Annotated in this window: 12 protein-coding genes and 2 pseudogenes; 7 read left to right on the top strand and 7 right to left on the bottom strand. The window is 67.2% G+C overall.

The window, feature by feature from the left end:
• Positions 1-12 precede the first annotated feature (12 nt).
• Positions 13-261 (bottom strand): annotated as a pseudogene (locus ACNQVK_RS13150) (Bcr/CflA family drug resistance efflux transporter); the annotation flags it as partial.
• Between the two features lie 127 nt (positions 262-388).
• On the opposite strand from ACNQVK_RS13150, the gene ACNQVK_RS13145 reads away from it, so the two are divergent.
• From ACNQVK_RS13145 to ACNQVK_RS13135, 3 genes are all read left to right on the top strand, one after another.
• Positions 389-1,171, top strand: a complete 783-nt coding sequence (locus ACNQVK_RS13145) for a hypothetical protein (RefSeq protein WP_418034153.1) — start codon at positions 389-391, stop codon at positions 1,169-1,171.
• A gap of 156 nt (positions 1,172-1,327) precedes the next feature.
• The gene (locus ACNQVK_RS13140; RefSeq protein WP_418034152.1) at positions 1,328-5,005 is read left to right on the top strand and encodes a multifunctional oxoglutarate decarboxylase/oxoglutarate dehydrogenase thiamine pyrophosphate-binding subunit/dihydrolipoyllysine-residue succinyltransferase subunit; all 3,678 of its coding nucleotides are present in this window, start codon (positions 1,328-1,330) and stop codon (positions 5,003-5,005) included.
• Between the two features lie 138 nt (positions 5,006-5,143).
• Positions 5,144-6,454: an MFS transporter gene (locus ACNQVK_RS13135; RefSeq protein WP_418029857.1), complete on the top strand. Its 1,311-nt coding sequence runs from the start codon at positions 5,144-5,146 to the stop codon at positions 6,452-6,454.
• Between the two features lie 9 nt (positions 6,455-6,463).
• On the opposite strand, the gene map is transcribed toward ACNQVK_RS13135, so the two are convergent.
• Positions 6,464-7,225, bottom strand: a complete 762-nt coding sequence (gene map, locus ACNQVK_RS13130; protein ID WP_418029856.1) for a type I methionyl aminopeptidase — start codon at positions 7,223-7,225, stop codon at positions 6,464-6,466.
• Between the two features lie 69 nt (positions 7,226-7,294).
• On the opposite strand from map, the gene ACNQVK_RS13125 reads away from it, so the two are divergent.
• The 3 genes from ACNQVK_RS13125 to ACNQVK_RS13115 are packed head-to-tail and all read left to right on the top strand — an operon-like array spanning position 7,295 to position 9,225.
• The gene (locus ACNQVK_RS13125) at positions 7,295-7,555 is read left to right on the top strand and encodes a helix-turn-helix domain-containing protein (RefSeq protein ID WP_418029855.1); all 261 of its coding nucleotides are present in this window, start codon (positions 7,295-7,297) and stop codon (positions 7,553-7,555) included.
• Between the two features lie 38 nt (positions 7,556-7,593).
• Entirely contained in the window at positions 7,594-8,364 is a 771-nt protein-coding gene (locus tag ACNQVK_RS13120) for a class I SAM-dependent methyltransferase (protein ID WP_418029854.1), read from the top strand.
• Positions 8,365-8,400: 36 nt separating this feature from the next.
• Positions 8,401-9,225: an SDR family NAD(P)-dependent oxidoreductase gene (locus ACNQVK_RS13115; protein WP_044519757.1), complete on the top strand. Its 825-nt coding sequence runs from the start codon at positions 8,401-8,403 to the stop codon at positions 9,223-9,225.
• On the opposite strand, the gene ACNQVK_RS13110 is transcribed toward ACNQVK_RS13115, so the two are convergent.
• The 5 genes and pseudogenes from ACNQVK_RS13110 to ACNQVK_RS13090 form a co-directional block, all read right to left on the bottom strand.
• Positions 9,164-10,492 (bottom strand): nitrate/sulfonate/bicarbonate ABC transporter ATP-binding protein, encoded by a 1,329-nt coding sequence (locus tag ACNQVK_RS13110; protein ID WP_418029853.1) that lies wholly within the window; start codon positions 10,490-10,492, stop codon positions 9,164-9,166. The two genes, ACNQVK_RS13115 and ACNQVK_RS13110, sit on opposite strands and share 62 nt — an antisense overlap.
• A gap of 35 nt (positions 10,493-10,527) precedes the next feature.
• Positions 10,528-12,270 (bottom strand): ABC transporter permease, encoded by a 1,743-nt coding sequence (locus tag ACNQVK_RS13105; RefSeq protein ID WP_418029852.1) that lies wholly within the window; start codon positions 12,268-12,270, stop codon positions 10,528-10,530.
• Positions 12,271-12,276: 6 nt separating this feature from the next.
• The gene (locus tag ACNQVK_RS13100; RefSeq protein WP_418029851.1) at positions 12,277-12,996 is read right to left on the bottom strand and encodes an MgtC/SapB family protein; all 720 of its coding nucleotides are present in this window, start codon (positions 12,994-12,996) and stop codon (positions 12,277-12,279) included.
• 39 nt (positions 12,997-13,035) lie between these two features.
• Positions 13,036-14,109: an HAD-IC family P-type ATPase gene (locus tag ACNQVK_RS13095; RefSeq protein ID WP_418029850.1), complete on the bottom strand. Its 1,074-nt coding sequence runs from the start codon at positions 14,107-14,109 to the stop codon at positions 13,036-13,038.
• A 233-nt stretch (positions 14,110-14,342) separates the two neighbouring features.
• Positions 14,343-15,563, bottom strand: a pseudogene (locus ACNQVK_RS13090) (HAD-IC family P-type ATPase); the annotation flags it as partial.
• 332 nt (positions 15,564-15,895) lie between these two features.
• On the opposite strand from ACNQVK_RS13090, the gene ACNQVK_RS13085 reads away from it, so the two are divergent.
• Positions 15,896-16,237, top strand: coding sequence for an ArsR/SmtB family transcription factor (locus tag ACNQVK_RS13085; protein WP_418029849.1), 342 nt, complete (start codon positions 15,896-15,898; stop codon positions 16,235-16,237).
• Positions 16,238-16,258 lie beyond the last annotated feature (21 nt).

Below are 16,258 nucleotides of genomic sequence, written 5' to 3'. Positions count from 1 at the left end.
AGGTCCTCACCTACTTCCGCTCACCACGCCGTTCACAACCTGTCTGGGAGTTACAGCTAGGCCGGCCAGGGTTCCGGTGAGCGTCAACTGGGAAACCGAGGAGGAAACCGAGAGCTCGTCGGCGATCCGCGGCAGCGCGGGCAGATACATGTCGATGGTCAGCGGCCCCAACGCGACGAGGGCCCCCAGCACCAGGATCATCCGGATCCGGCTCGGCGCGGCTGGCGATGTCGTCTGGTCCACGTCGCGCGATGATGCCATGAAGCTGAACAGCCCCGCATTCGAGTTTTTTGTTCCCGGTGACAGCGGTCACCCTCGGGCACCCGCAGCCGGTCTCCGTTCGTTAGCCTGGCAGTCAACGATGGGTTCACACCTGGGAGGCCCCGAAGTGTTTGCGCGGTCCAAAGCACAACTACCGGCCAAGGTCGAAGAGACGACCGATCCCAGTGCCGCGGCCAAGGTGCTCTCGGCGATCATCGAGGGCAGTTCACGCGTGCAGGCCCCCGCGGTCAAGGCATACGTGGACCGGTTACGCAGCCAACAGCCCGCTGCCACCCCGGCCGAGATCGTGACCCGGCTGGAGAAGCACTACCTGGCCGCGGTGATGGCCAGCGGCGCGGCCGTCGGCTCGGCGGCGGCGTTCCCCGGTATCGGAACTCTGGTGGCGCTCTCGGCCGTGGCCGGGGAGACGGTGGTGTTCCTCGAGGCGACGTCGGTGTTCGTGCTCGCGGTCGCCGAGGTGTACGGCATCCCCGCCGACCACCGCGAACGGCGCCGCGCCCTGGTGCTCTCGGTGCTCGTCGGCGACGACAGCAAGCACGCCATCGCCGACCTGATCGGCACCGGACGTACCAGCGGCGCGTGGCTGTCCGACGGCGCCGCGACGCTGCCGTTGCCCGCGGTTTCGCAGCTCAACTCCCGGCTGGTCAAGTACTTCGTCAAGCGGTATACGCTCAAGCGCGGCGCGATGGCTTTCGGCAAGATGCTGCCGGTCGGCATCGGTGCTGTCATCGGCGGCGTCGGCAACCGGCTGATGGGTAAGAAGATCGTCGCCAACGCCCGCCAGGCGTTCGGCGCGCCCCCGCCGCGGTGGCCTGCAACGTTGCATGTGCTGCCGTCCGCTAAGTCCGCCACCCCCATGCCGACCTCGGGTGGCGCCGAAAGGCGATAGCCTTTATGCGGCGGACGAACGGGGTCGACCGCCCACAGAAGAACACAAGCGGCAAGCCTCCTTGTGACGGCTGGCCGGACACAAGAATCGAGGCGAGTGTCTGCCGTGAGCAGTTCACCTTCACCATTCGGGCAGAACGAGTGGTTGGTCGAGGAGATGTATCGCAAGTTCCGCGAGGATCCCTCTTCGGTGGATCCGAGTTGGCACGAATTTCTGGTCGACTACTCCCCTGAACCCACCACCGACAACACCGTCGCCAACGGACAGTCGACACCACCGGCAGCGCCGCCGGCGCCTGCGGCAGCAACTCCCGCCGCTCCCGCGGCGGCCGCACCCGCAACTCCCGCGCCGGCGACTCCGGCTCCGGCCGCTGCGGCTCCGGCAGCTCCGGCGAAGGCGGCCCCGGCCAAGCCCGCCAAGGCGGGTCCCGCCCCGGCCGAGGGCGACGAGACGCAGGTGCTGCGCGGCGCCGCGGCAGCCGTCGTCAAGAACATGAACGCCTCGCTGGAGGTGCCCACCGCGACGAGCGTGCGGGCCATCCCGGCCAAGCTGATGATCGACAACCGCGTCGTCATCAACAACCACCTCAAGCGCACCCGCGGCGGCAAGGTCAGCTTCACCCACCTGCTCGGCTACGCCATCGTGCAGGCGGTCAAGAAGTTCCCGAACATGAACCGGTACTTCGCCGAGGCCAACGGCAAGCCCGCCGCGGTCACGCCGGCCCACACGAACCTGGGCCTGGCCATCGACCTGCCCGGCAAAGACGGCAACCGCTCGCTGGTCGTGGCCGCGATCAAGCGCTGCGAGACCATGCACTTCGGCCAGTTCATCGCCGCCTACGAGGACATCGTGCGCCGGGCCCGCGACGGCAAGCTGACCGCCGAGGACTTCTCCGGGGTCACCATCTCGCTGACCAACCCGGGCACCATCGGCACCGTGCACTCGGTGCCGCGGCTCATGGCCGGCCAGGGCGCCATCATCGGCGCGGGCGCCATGGAGTACCCGGCCGAGTTCCAGGGTGCCAGCGAGGAACGCATCAACGAGGTCGGCATCGGCAAGCTGATCACCCTGACCTCGACCTACGATCACCGCATCATCCAGGGCGCGGAATCGGGCGATTTCCTGCGCACGATCCACCAGCTGCTGCTCGACGACGAGTTCTTCGACGAGATCTTCCGCGAACTCGGCATCCCGTACGAGCCAGTGCGGTGGCGGACCGACAACCCCGACTCGATCACGGACAAGAACGCCCGGATCATCGAGCTGATCGCGGCCTACCGCAACCGCGGTCACCTGATGGCCGACATCGACCCGCTGCGCCTGGACAAGACCCGCTTCCGCAGCCACCCCGACCTCGACGTGCTCACCCACGGCCTGACGCTGTGGGACCTCGACCGCGAATTCAAGGTCGACGGGTTCGCCGGCAAGCAGTACCTGAAGCTGCGCGACGTGCTGTCGGTGCTGCGCGACGCGTACTGCCGCCACATCGGTGTCGAGTACACCCACATCCTCGAGCCCGAGCAGCAGAAGTGGCTGCAGGAGCGCATCGAGATCAAGCACGACAAGCCGACCGTTGCCGAGCAGAAATACATCCTGTCCAAGCTCAATGCGGCCGAGGCGTTCGAAACCTTCCTGCAGACCAAATATGTTGGGCAGAAGCGCTTCTCACTGGAGGGCGCCGAGACCGTCATCCCGATGATGGACGCCGCGATCGACCAGGCCGCCGAGCACGGCCTCGACGAGGTGGTCATCGGTATGCCGCACCGCGGCCGGCTCAACGTGCTGGCCAACATCGTCGGCAAGCCGTACAGCCAGATCTTCACCGAGTTCGAGGGCAACCTGAACCCGAGCCAAGCCCACGGCTCCGGTGACGTGAAGTACCACCTCGGCGCTTCCGGCAACTACATCCAGATGTTCGGCGACAACGACATTCAGGTGTCGCTGACCGCCAACCCCTCACATCTCGAAGCGGTCGACCCGGTGCTCGAGGGTCTGGTGCGGGCCAAGCAGGATCTGCTGGACGGCAGCAGGGACGCCGACGTCTCCGGCGAGTACCCCGTCGTCCCGCTGATGCTGCACGGCGACGCGGCATTCGCCGGCCAGGGTGTGGTGGCCGAGACGCTGAACCTCGCCCTGCTCAACGGTTACACGACCGGCGGCACCGTCCACATCGTGGTCAACAACCAGATCGGGTTCACCACGGCGCCAACGGATTCGCGCTCCAGCGAGTACTGCACGGACGTCGCCAAGATGATCGGCGCGCCGATCTTCCACGTCAACGGCGATGACCCGGAGGCCTGCGCCTGGGTGGCGCGGCTGGCAGTGGACTTCCGCCAGGCGTTCAAGAAGGACGTCGTCATCGACATGCTGTGCTACCGCCGCCGCGGACACAACGAAGGCGATGACCCGTCGATGACCCAGCCGTACATGTACGACGTCATCGACACCAAGCGCGGCTCCCGCAAGGCCTACACCGAAGCCCTGATCGGCCGCGGCGACATCTCGATGAAAGAGGCCGAGGACGCCCTGCGCGACTACCAGGGCCAGCTGGAGCGGGTGTTCAACGAGGTTCGCGAACTGGAGAAGCACGCGGCCGAGCCCAGCGAGTCGGTCGAATCCGACCAGCAGATCCCGCAGCGGCTCGCGACCGCCGTGGACAAGTCGCTGCTGGCCCGCATCGGCGATGCCCATCTGGCCCTGCCGGACGGGTTCACCGTGCACCCGCGCGTCAAGCCTGTGCTGGAGAAGCGCCGCGAGATGGCCTACGAAGGCAAGGTCGACTGGGCGTTCGCCGAACTGCTGGCGCTCGGGTCGCTCATCTCGGAGGGCAAGCTGGTCCGGTTGAGCGGCCAGGACACCCAGCGCGGCACGTTCACCCAGCGTCACGCCGTGATCGTCGACCGCAAGACCGGCGAGGAGTTCACGCCGCTGCAGCTGCTGGCCACCAACTCCGACGGCACCCCGACCGGCGGCAAGTTGCTGGTCTACAACTCGGCGCTGTCGGAGTACGCCGCCGTTGGGTTCGAATACGGCTACTCGGTGGGCAACCCCGACGCAATGGTGTTGTGGGAAGCCCAGTTCGGCGACTTCGTCAACGGCGCGCAGTCGATCATCGACGAGTTCATCAGCTCCGGTGAGGCCAAGTGGGGCCAGCTCTCCGACGTCGTGCTGCTGCTGCCGCACGGCCACGAGGGACAGGGCCCCGACCACACCTCGGGCCGCATCGAGCGCTTCCTGCAGCTGTGGGCCGAGGGCTCGATGACCATCGCGGTGCCGTCGACCCCGGCGAACTACTTCCACCTGTTGCGCAGGCACGGCCTCGACGGCATCCAGCGTCCGCTGATCGTCTTCACCCCGAAGTCGATGCTGCGCAACAAGGCCGCCGTCAGCGACATCCGCGACTTCACCGAGAACAAGTTCCGCTCGGTGCTGGAGGAGTCCTCCTACACCGATGGTGAGGGCGACCGCGGCAAGGTCACCCGCGTCCTGCTGTGCAGCGGCAAGATCTACTACGACCTGGCGGCGCGCAAGGCCAAGGACAACCGTGAGGACGTCGCGATCGTGCGTCTCGAACAGCTCGCCCCGCTGCCGCGGCGCCGGCTGGCCGAGACACTGGACCGCTACCCGAACGTCACGGAGAAGTTCTGGGTCCAGGAGGAGCCGGCCAACCAGGGTGCGTGGCCGTCGCTGGGTCTGACCCTGCCCGAGGTGCTGCCGGAGTACTTCAACCCGATCAAGCGGATCTCCCGGCGCGCGATGTCGGCTCCGTCGTCGGGGTCGTCGAAGGTGCATGCCGTCGAGCAGCAGGAGATCATCGACCTGGCATTCGGGTAACCGCTTCGCCTGATCACCGAAATCAACGAAATGGTCGCTGCCGCACGACGGTAGCGACCATTTCGTTGCTTTCGGGAAGTTTCGATCAGGGTGCGCACAACGGTGGGCCGAGCCTGGCCGGGCGGCTACTCATCTAGGGTGACTATCGAAGCTGACCCGCTCGTCGACGAGGCGCCGGCACCCGCCGCGCCCAACACGGTGAGAACCGCGGTCCTGGCCAGCGTGCTCGGGACGACGATCGAGTGGTACGACTTCTTCCTGTACGCCACGGCCGCGAGCCTGGTGTTCAACCACACCTTCTTCCCGGACCAGAGCTCCTTCGTCGGCACGATGCTGGCATTCGCCACCTTCGCGGTCGGATTCCTGGTCCGGCCCATCGGCGGATTCGTCTTCGGTCACATCGGCGACCGGATCGGCCGCAAGAAGACGCTCGCCCTGACCATGCTGTTGATGGGCGCGGCGACCGCGTTGATGGGGGTGCTGCCCACCGCGGCGCAGATCGGCGTGCTGGCACCGGTCCTGCTCCTGGTGTTGCGCGTGGTCCAGGGATTCGCCCTCGGCGGCGAGTGGGCCGGCGCGGTGCTGCTGGCCGTCGAACACAGCCCTCGTCATCGCCGCGGATTGTTCGGCAGCATCCCGCAGGTCGGTCTGGCGCTGGGCCTGGCCCTCGGCACCGGGGTGTTCGTCCTGTTGCAGCTCTGGCTGTCGGCCGAGGCGTTCCAGGCCTACGGGTGGCGGATCGCGTTCCTGTTCAGCGTCGTACTGGTGATCTTCGGTGTCGTGGTGCGGTTCCGGGTGGCCGAGACCCCGGCGTTCGAGAAGCTGCGCGATGACGACGAGCGCTCGGCGGTCCCCGTGAAGGAGATCTTCCGTCCCCCGACGCTGCGCTCGACCGTGCTGGGCCTGCTGTCACGCTGGGGCGAGGGCGCCGCGTTCAACACCTGGGGCGTGTTCACCATCTCGTACGCCACCGCGACCCTGCACCTGGGCAAGGTGCCCGTACTGGTCGTGGTGACCGCGGCGGCGCTGCTCATGGCGGTACTGCTGCCGGTCTCGGGTCTGCTGGCCGACCGCTTCAGCCCGAAGGCCGTCTACGCGTCGGGTATCGCCGCGTACGCGGTGGTGGTGTTCCCCGCGTTCGCATTGTTCGGCACCGGCAGCATCGTGGCGTACGCGGTGGGAATGTTGTTGGCGTTCGGCGTCATTCACGCCTGGTTCTACGGCGCGCAGGGCACGCTCTACGCGTCCCTGTTCCCCACCCGAACCCGCTACACAGGCTTGTCGACGGTGTATCAGCTCTCCGGGGTCTACGCCTCGGGCTTGACGCCGCTGATCCTCACGGCGCTGATCGCCGCGGGTGGTGGCGCACCGTGGGTGGCGTGCGGATACCTGGTGGCCACCGCGGTCATCAGCGTCATCGCCACGCTGTTGCTGCGGCCCGAGCACTGAGCGCGACGCTCAGCGAGTCAGCACCAGCGGGCCGGATTCGGTGATCGCCACGGTGTTCTCGGTGTGGGCGGTGCGGGAACCGTCGGCCGATCGGATGGTCCAGCCGTCGCGGTCGTAGACGATGCGGTTGGTGCCCGCGGCGAGCCACGGCTCGAGGGCCAGCGTCATCCCGGCCCGCAACTTCATACCGCGGCCGGGCTTGCCCCGGTTGGGCACATGCGGGTCCTCGTGCATGGTCCGGCCCAGACCGTGCCCACCGAACTCGAGGTTGACCGGGTAGCCGTAATCGGCCGCGACGGCGCCGATGGCGGCCGAGATGTCACCGAGCCGGTTACCGGGCCGGGCCGCAGCGGTTCCGGCGGCCAGCGCCTCCTCGGTGGCCCGGATCAGGCGCACGTCGGCGGCCGCGGGGGTCCCGACGATCACGGTGCGGGCCGCGTCGGCAACCCAGCCGTCGATGGACACCGCGAAGTCCATGGTGAGCACATCGCCGTCACACAGCCGGTAGTCGTGCGGAAGCCCGTGCAGCACAGCGTCGTTGACCGACAGGCAGATGACGTTGCGGAACGGCCCCCTGCCGAACGACGGGTCGTAGTCCCAATAGCAGGACTCCGCCCCGCGCCGTTTGACCATGTCGCGGGCGTGGTGTTCGAGGTCGAGCAGGTTGACTCCGATCGCGGCGAGCCCGCTCAGCTCGCTGAGCACCTCGGCCACGAACCGCCCGGTGACCCGCATCTTCTCGATCTCGGCCCCGGTCTTCAGCTCGATCATGTCCACATCCTCCTCGGTATTTAAATACCAACACTAGCGGTATACAAATACCGGCGCTACCGTGGTGGCGTGGTCCGCACCCCGCTGAGTCCCGACCAAGTCGCCGCAGGCCGACGGCTCGGGGCGGCATTACGCACCGCCCGCGGGACCCGCACTCTCGACGACGTCGCCCGATCCGCAGGCATATCTCCCGAGACCCTGCGCAAGATCGAGACCGGCCGTCTCCCCTCCCCGGCATTCGGCACCATCATCGGATTGAGCGACGCCCTGGGGGTTCCACTGGAGACCCTGGCCGAGGTATGGCGACCTGTGGCCGCGGCCGCGTCGTAGCCCACCCGCTCCCAGCTGAACTGGCTACCGTGGGAGAAATGGACTCCCCGGATTACGGATTCGACGGCGATTACAACAAAGTGTCCGCTCGCGCCCAGGCCGCGATCGCCGGTGGCACAGTCTCAGCCCTGGCGATCGCCACGGTGGTCAACATGGCCCGCGGTCGACGCCGAACCGCCTGTCTCACAGGTGCTTCCGCCGCGCTTCTGGCGAGCACCGTCTCATCGTTCGTGCACACCACCCGCCGCGGCAAGTTCGCAGTGTGGCGCGACATCCTCGACGGCCTGGCCCTGCGCGGCGACGAGACGCTGCTCGATCTCGGCTGCGGCCGCGGCGCGGTGCTGCATGCCGCGGCCAAACGACTGCCACGCGGACGCGCCCTCGGCGTCGATCTGTGGCGCGCCGATCAGACCGGCAACTCGCCGGAACAGACGCTGGCCAACGCCGCGGCCGAGGGCGTCGCCGACCGGGTCGAGGTGCACACCGGCGACATGACCGCCCTGCCCTTCGACGATGCCAGCGTCGACGTCATCGTCAGCAGCCTGGCCATCCACAACATCCCCGATCGGGCCGGGCGGTCCCGCGCCCTCGACGAGGCCGCCAGAGTGCTGCGCCCCGGCGGCCGGCTGGCCATCGCCGACATCTGGGAGACTCGGCGCCATTCCGAGCGTCTGCGCGCCAACGGCTGGCAGCATGTGCAGCGACAGAATCTCGGCTGGCGGATGTGGTGGGGCGGCCCCTACATCGGAACCCACCTGGTGACAGCGACCAAGCCGGCCGACACAGCCGGGACCGCGGGTACCGGGTAATCTCGACACAAGTCGAACGACACAAGGGAGTGTTCTATGGAGGGCTTCGCCGGAAAGGTCGCCGTCGTGACCGGCGCCGGATCGGGCATCGGGCAGGCGCTGGCCATCGAGCTGGGACGCTCGGGCGCCAAACTCGCGATCAGCGACGTCGACACCGAAGGCCTGGCGGTCACCGAGGAACGGCTCAAGGCGATCGGCGCCGAGGTCAAGACCGACCGGCTCGACGTCACCGAGCGCGAGGCTTTCCTGCTCTACGCCGACGCGGTCAAGGAGCACTTCGGCAAGGTCAACCAGATCTACAACAACGCGGGCATCGCATTCAGCGGCGACGTCGAGGTCAGCCAGTTCAAGGACATCGAGCGGGTCATGGACGTCGACTACTGGGGCGTCGTCAACGGAACAAAGGCCTTCCTGCCGCACCTGATCGCCTCCGGCGACGGGCACGTCGTGAACGTCTCCAGCCTGTTCGGCATCTTCTCGGTTCCCGGCCAGGCCGCCTACAACTCGGCCAAGTTCGCGGTGCGCGGCTTCACCGAGGCACTGCGTCAGGAGATGGCCCTGGCCAAGCATCCGGTCAAGGTGACGTGTGTGCACCCGGGCGGGATCAAGACCGCCATCGCGCGCAATGCCACGGTCGCCGAGGGGCTGGACCAGAAGGCGCTCGCCGAGACCTTCGACCGGAAGCTGGCCAACACCACTCCGCAGCGCGCGGCCAAGATCATCCTCGAGGCGGTGCGCAAGGACAAGGCGCGCGTGCTCGTCGGTCCCGACGCCAAGATCCTCGACGTCATCGTGCGGATCACCGGCTCCGGATACCAGAAGCTGTTCGCCTCCGCGATGGGTCGCATGATCCCGCGCTGATCTGGTCGCTGTCGGTGTCGTAGTCAAAAAGCTCGCCGTAGCGGCCCCAGTCGATCGCGATGTCGAGTTGACGCTGGGCGTCCTCCGGTCCGAACCCGCGACGGAGCAGATCCAGAAAGAACCCGGCCCGCAGATTTCCGTCCGAGCTGGTGCCCAACGCGGTGCAGATGGTGCGGACCAATGGAGCACGCATGCGCGCTTGCTCGGCGAAGATCCACTTGCTGGACTGGATGTCGGCACTGGTGAATTCGCATCCCGTCGGGGTCAGCGCGAGGTTGCCGTGATGCACGCCGAGCAGGCCGAGCATCGCCGCGGCATCCACGAGCGGCAACAGATCGTCGATCTCGAAATTGAGTTCGGTGGCGAGGTCGGGCAGGTCCGCCTCGCCGCCCTTGGCGGCGACGATCTCCACCAGGCCGGCCAATCCACCGACGGTGGCATCCGGCAGCGGTGAGCTCGTGGGGGTCAACTCAGCGGATTCAGTCGGTAGAGCGCCGGATTCGGTACCCGTCAACAACTCGTACAGCTTGTCGACCAACGCCTCGAAGGCCGGTGCGCGACGGTCCCTGGGACGCGGGAGATCCACCGCGACCTCGGCGCGGATGCGGCCGGGATTGGCGCCGAGCACGATGACCCGGTCGGCGAGCAGCACAGCCTCCTCGATGTTGTGTGTCACCAGACAGATGGCCTGGGTCGGGAACTGCCCTCCGGTCCACAACGCCATCAGCTCGGTGCGCAGGTTCTCGGCCGTCAACACGTCGAGAGCGGAGAACGGCTCGTCCATCAACAGCAGGTCGGGTTCGAGTACCAGTGCCCGCGCGAATCCGACGCGTTGCCGCATGCCGCCCGAAAGCTCCTTGGGGTAAGCGGATTCGAACCCGTCCAGACCGATCATGTCGATCGCGGCCAGTGCCTGCGCCCGGCGCTTCGAAGGCGGCACGCCGCGGGCGGCCAGACCGAGTTCGACATTGTCCTGCACCGTCAGCCACGGCATCAGGGCGAACGTCTGAAACACCATGGCGGTGCCGGGATTCGCCCCGTTGAGTTCGGTGCCGCGGTACTGCACGGAACCGCGGGTAGGTGCGCTCAGACCGGCGATCGTCCGGAGCAGGGTCGACTTGCCCGAGCCGGACCGGCCCAGCAGCGCCACGATCTCACGGGACCGCAGGTCCAGGTTGATGTCGTCGAGTACCTGCAGGGAGTCACCGGCCGAACCGGCGAAACTCTTGCTCACACCGTCGACGCTGACCAGCACGTTGTCAGCCATGGGAACCTCCATCGGTTTTCGTTTCAGGACGCATTTCAGGACAGGGAGAATCGACGCTCGGACAGGGTGTAGAGGCGACGCCAGAAGAGCCGATTGGTCGCCACGACGTACATGCTCATGACGATCACGCCGACCAGGATCCGGCCGCCGTCACCTACCGCGGTGGCCTCCGTGATGTAGGCGCCCAGTCCGGTCGCGGTCAAGGTGGCGCCGTTGAAGCTGACCACCTCGGCCACGATGGAGGCGTTCCACGCCCCACCGGCCGCGGTGATACCGCCGGTGACATAGCTGGGGAAGATCGCAGGCAGAATCAGCTTGCGCCACCACAGTATTCGCGGTAGCCGCATATTGGCAGCGGCCTCGCGCAGATCGTTGGGGATCGCGCTGGCCCCCGCGATGACGTTGAACAAGATGTACCACTGCGCGCCGAGTGACATCAGCAGGATGCCGCCGATATCCAGACTCACGCCAGTGAACAGCAGCACCGCGGTGACCAACGGGAACAGGAAGTTCGCCGGGAACGACGCCAGCACCTGCACCACCGGTTGCGCCAGGCGGGATACCTTGGGGTTCAGCCCGATCCACACCCCGATCGGGACCCACACCACAGTGGCGACCAGCACGAGCACCACGACTCGCGCGAACGTGGCCAGGCCGAGCAGCAGGGCGTGCCCCACCTCACCCAGGCCCACGGTCGCCGAGATGAAGCCGACGGCGCGGTAGCAGCCGTAGCCGACGAGCACCGCCAAGACCGCCCCGAAGGTCCAGTCCCCCGCCCGGCGCCGGCCCACCGGCGTCCGCAACGGACGTTCGGCCATACCGAAAACGGCCATCAACCGGTCCATCGGATAGACCAGCAGTCCGAGCGGACGCCCCACCAGGCGCGATACGTTCGACCGGCGCAACACGTCCAGAGTGAGACTCCGTGGCGCCTGTGCCGCCTCGGAGTCCTCCAACCGGAACCGTTCCGCCCAGGCGGTCAGCGGCCGCCAGAACAGCACATTCACACCGACCACCAACACGATCATGACCCCGATGGCCACCAGCACCTTGTCGAGCTCGCCGGCATCGCTCGCGGCGGCGACGAATGCGCCGATCCCCGGCAGTGCGAAGTCATGGTTGTTGACGCTGAGCGCCTCGGCCGCGGTGAGGAAGAACCAGCCCCCGCCGAAACTCATCATGCCGTTCCAGACCAGCGGAATCATGCCGCCGGGCAGATCGACCCGCCAGAACCGTTGCCACCGGGAAAGTCTCAGCAACCGGCACGCTTCATCGAGCTCACGCGGCTGGGATTTCAGCGAGTAGTAGAACGAGAACGTCATGTTCCAGGCCTGCGAGGTGAAGATCGCGAAGATCGCGGCGCACTCCAATCCCAGCTCCGAGCCGGGGAACAGCGCGATGAAACCGGTGATGGTGATCGACAAAAATCCCAGGATCGGCACCGACTGGAGGATGTCCAGCAGTGGGATCAGCACCTTCTCGGCCCGGCGCAACCGCGCCGCAGCGGTGGCATAGACGAAGGTGAACACAAGCGAAAGCCCGAGCGCAGCGAACATGCGCAACAGTGAGCGGCCGGCGTAGTAGGGCAGATTCGCCAGGTCGGTGGATACCGAGGACGGCGCCGAGGACGCCTCCCAGGGCACCGCTGCGCTCTGCACCAACCGGACGACCGCCCACAGCACGGCGGCCGCACCGACGAACACCAGTACATCGGCCGCCACGCTGCGAGCCGGTCGGGACAGTGCGCCCCGGGTCGGAAAGGTCTGTGTCACAGCCATATCGCCTCAGTCCTGATCGTCGCTGGTGGTAACGGGCTCGTCGATCTGCCATCGCACACTGATCACCGAGGGCTCGAACGACAATCGGCTGAGCGCAGCCTCCATGCCCTTGTCGTCACGGCCGGGAGCCCGCAGGGTCGCGCACACCTCGACCCGGCCACCGTCGGTCATATGCGTGCTCTGCACCGATTGCAAGGCAAAATCGGTGCGGGACAACGCATCCACCAGTACGGTGCGCACGTGCGCCTCGGCACTGTCGTCGGCCAGCGCGCGGAACGTGTATGTGGTCGGATCTTCGGTTCCGGTGTCAGGCCTGCGGTCGACGAACATCCCGACGGGCCGCAGGATCACATGTACGGCCACCACCACGGCCGTCCCGGCCAACGCCTCGGCGTACATCCCGGCACCCGCAAGCGCCCCGACCGCGGCCGAACACCACAGCGTGGCTGCGGTGTTCAGGCCACGCACGGTCAGTCCCTCGCGCAGGATCACCCCGCCGCCGAGAAAGCCGATACCGGAAACGATCTGGGCGGCCACCCGGGTCGGGTCCGCGGTCGCGCCGGCAAAGCCATGCGCCGAGAGCAACACGAAAAGCGTCGCCCCGGCCGCCACCAGCGCATTCGTGCGCAGTCCCGCCATGCGCGCCCGGTACTGGCGCTCCAGGCCGATCAATGCTCCCAGGCCCACACCGGCACCGAGGCGCAGCAACATCTCCGCAGTCGTCATACTGCGCTCGCTTTCGAAAATCGTTGAGAATCGGCAGATTTACAGCCAGCTACGGTGCCGGCGCAGGTACCTGCCCTTGGCCAGGTGTGCGGCGAATCCGTACACCGCGAGGACCGCGATCAACCACAATGCGTACGTCATCGGCAGCGGGCTCATGTCGAGCAGGCCGGCCAACGGGGTGAAACCCAGCACCAGACCGACGCTCGCGACCGCGGCCGATGCCGCCACCACGACCCGCGCCGGGCGGTCACCGCGCCACGGAGCGTTCTTCGAACGCAGTACCACCACCACCGCAAGCTGGGTCAGCAGGCCCTCGACGAACCATCCGGCGTGGAACATCGCCGGATTGTCGCCCGCACCGAACACCCACCACAGCATCGCGAACGTGGCGAGATCGAAGATCGAGCTCAGCACCCCGAAGACCACCATGAATCCGACCAGTCCGTACGACGGCCAGCGCCGGGGCGCCCGCAGGTAATCACGATCGACCCGATCCCATGGGAGAGACAACTGCGACATGTCGTACAGCAGGTTCTGCACCATCAACTGCACGGGCAGCATCGGCAGGAACGGCAGGAAAACGCTTGCGGCCACGACAGACAACACGTTGCCGAAGTTCGACGCCGCGGTGATCTTGACGTACTTCATGGTGTTGGCCAGGGTGAGTCTGCCCTCGACCACCGCGCGAGCCACCACTTGGAGATCCTTCTCCAGCAGGATCACGTCGGCGGCGTCCTTGGCCGCGTCAGTGGCCGTATCGGCCGCGATGCCGGCGTCGGCGATGCGTAGCGCCGCGACGTCGTTCACGCCGTCACCGAGAAACCCCACGGCACAACCATGTTGACGAAGGGCGGCCACGATCCGCACCTTGTGGCCCGGTCCCAGCTCGGCGAAGACCGAGGTTCCGGGCGCTACCCCAGCGAGCCGACGGTCACTGATCCGATCGATCTGCGCGCCGACGAGCACACGCTCGGGGTCGACGCCGATCTGACCGGCAACCTGGCGCGCCACGATCGCACTGTCGCCGGTGAGGATCTTGACCGCGACGCCGCGGTCGGCGAGCTCGCCGACCGCAGGGGCCGCGCTGGCCCGGACCGGATCGACGAAACCCACGAATCCGGCGAGTACCAGGTCTGTTTCGTCGTCCGCGCTGTAGTGCTCAAGACGGGCCGGGGCTTGACCGCCACGGCAAGCACGCGCATGCCTTGCCTGCGGTAGGCCTGTACGAGATCATCGGCTTCCAGACGGAGATCATCGCCCAGCGCGACATCCGCTTGCTCCAGCCACACTCGCGAGCATCGGGCCAGTACCCGGTCCGGGTCACCTTTGCAGATCAGCAGGTGCTCCCCCGGCTGGCGTTGCACCACCACGCTCGACCGGCGGCGCGCTGGGTCGAAGGCGATCTCGTCGATCTTGTCGAACGCGCCCTCGGCGAGCAGCGGCATGCCCTGCTCGGTCAGCATCTCGCACATCGCGGCATCCAGCCGGTCGTGCGATTCGTCGGCGAAAAAAGATGCCAGGTACGCGAACTCAGCCACGCCCTGATCGGGACGGCCCGTCACGTCGACGCTGTTGGCATAGACCACCCGGTCCTCGGTAAGCGTTCCGGTCTTGTCAACGCACAACACCTCTACAGCACCGAGATCCTGAATTGCGTTGAGCCGACTGACCACAACCCTCTCTCTGGCCAGTCGGGTGGCACCGCGGGCGAGATTCGAGGTGACGATGACCGGCAGCATTTCCGGGGTGAGGCCCACGGCGACGGCCACCGCGAACATCGCTGCCTGCGGCCAGATCCCGGAGACTGCTCCGCTGACCACGAAGACGACCGGGACCAGCACGAGCATGAACCGGATCAGCGTCCAGCCGACCGCGCGGACCCCGGTGTCGAAGCTGGATTCCGGGCGCAGGTTCGCGGCATCGCGTGCCAGCGACGCGCTATAGGTCCGGCTTCCGGTGGCCACCACCACCGCGGTGGCACTGCCCCCGACAACGGCCGAACCCGCGAAGCACAGGTTGGCCGAACCGACAATCCCCGTGCCTGTCGCGGCGCCGTCGTCCACCGTGGTGCTCTTCTGGACGGGCAATGCCTCGCCGCTGAGCACCGACTGATCGATGAGGAGATCGCTGCAGGACAACACACGCAGATCGGCTGCCACCACGTCCCCGACCCGCAGCGCGACGACGTCACCCGGTACCAGGTCGCTGACCGGCACCTCGCGCTCGATCGGTTCCGCCAGATCGTCGGCGCGGCGGCGCACCGTCGTCGTAGCCGTCGCCAGGGTGCGCAGCTGCCGGGTCGCACGCACCGACCTGGTCTGCTGCCACAGCCTCAACCCGACGGCCAGGACGACCATCACCGCCACCGTGGTGGATCCCCTCGGGTCACCCACCGCCACGAAGACCGCCGCGAGAACGCTCAGCAGCGCGACGAACGGGCTGCGCAGCGCCGCGGTCAGCCGGGCGCGAAAACCGTCCTCCGACAACGTCGGTGGCAGGTTGTCGCCGTATCGATGTAGCCGGTCGGCAGCCTGGGCCTCGGTCAGACCCCGCGGGGTCGCGGCCATCTGCTGCAGCACCGTGAAGGCCGGCGCCGCGGCCAGCTCGTGCATACCCGGTGTGCTCATATCCGGTCCTTACGCTTCGGAGATTCCTTGGGTGGTTTCTGCTCCGCGTGGACCGATCGCGGTCAGTCGAACGTCAGCGGGCTGCGCTGCGTCCGCACGCGGAGGCGGGGACTACTTCCCTCGATCATGGGGTCCACCTCCAAGTCGCCGTCCGTCGCAGCGCCTTCCCGGCGCCGTCAGCACCCAGTAGACCCCACGACACTCAAACAGTCAAACGGTTGCACAACTGTTTGAAATGCGTCAGCCTGGCAGGTACCACCGAGAGGAGTTCCGTGCCCGACCCCACCTCGGCCGACGGCGAGCTGTTGCCCCGGCTCTTGCAAGACACCGCCGCCATCTTCGGGTTGCTGTCCGCGCCCGTGCGCCTGCACATCCTGTGGCTGCTCGCCGCCGGCGAGCAGGACGTCGGCACCTTGGCGGACAAGACCGGCCAGAGTCTCGCCACCGTCAGCCACCACCTGGGCAAGCTCAAATTGGCCGGCCTGGTGCGGGCACAACGGCATGGGAAACGTCAGGTGTACGTCGTGACGGATCCTCGTGTCCTGGCCATCATCGGGGCGGCCGTCGGCGGGCAGGCCGACGCGGAACTGCCGCTGCACATCCGCCACGCCTGAGACTGACGACAGGAGCCAACG

Origin of the sequence: Mycobacterium sp. 134, from assembly GCF_048282715.1 — a bacterium.
Taxonomy (GTDB): domain Bacteria; phylum Actinomycetota; class Actinomycetes; order Mycobacteriales; family Mycobacteriaceae; genus Mycobacterium; species Mycobacterium septicum.
The sequence above is the reverse complement of the archived record's forward strand: the minus strand, read 5'-3'. Positions and strand labels throughout refer to the sequence as shown.

Bases quoted from the DNA above. Each gene is read 5' to 3' on its own strand.
- ACNQVK_RS13140 (WP_418034152.1), top strand. From the start codon at position 1,328: ATGTATCGCAAGTTCCGCGAGGATCCCTCTTCGGTGGATCCGAGTTGG.
- map (WP_418029856.1), bottom strand. From the start codon at position 7,225: ATGATCGAGCTGAAGACCGGGGCCGAGATCGAGAAGATGCGGGTCACC.
- ACNQVK_RS13120 (WP_418029854.1), top strand. From the start codon at position 7,594: ATGGACTCCCCGGATTACGGATTCGACGGCGATTACAACAAAGTGTCC.
- ACNQVK_RS13115 (WP_044519757.1), top strand. From the start codon at position 8,401: ATGGAGGGCTTCGCCGGAAAGGTCGCCGTCGTGACCGGCGCCGGATCG.
- ACNQVK_RS13110 (WP_418029853.1), bottom strand. From the start codon at position 10,492: ATGGCTGACAACGTGCTGGTCAGCGTCGACGGTGTGAGCAAGAGTTTC.
- ACNQVK_RS13105 (WP_418029852.1), bottom strand. From the start codon at position 12,270: ATGGCTGTGACACAGACCTTTCCGACCCGGGGCGCACTGTCCCGACCG.
- ACNQVK_RS13100 (WP_418029851.1), bottom strand. From the start codon at position 12,996: ATGACGACTGCGGAGATGTTGCTGCGCCTCGGTGCCGGTGTGGGCCTG.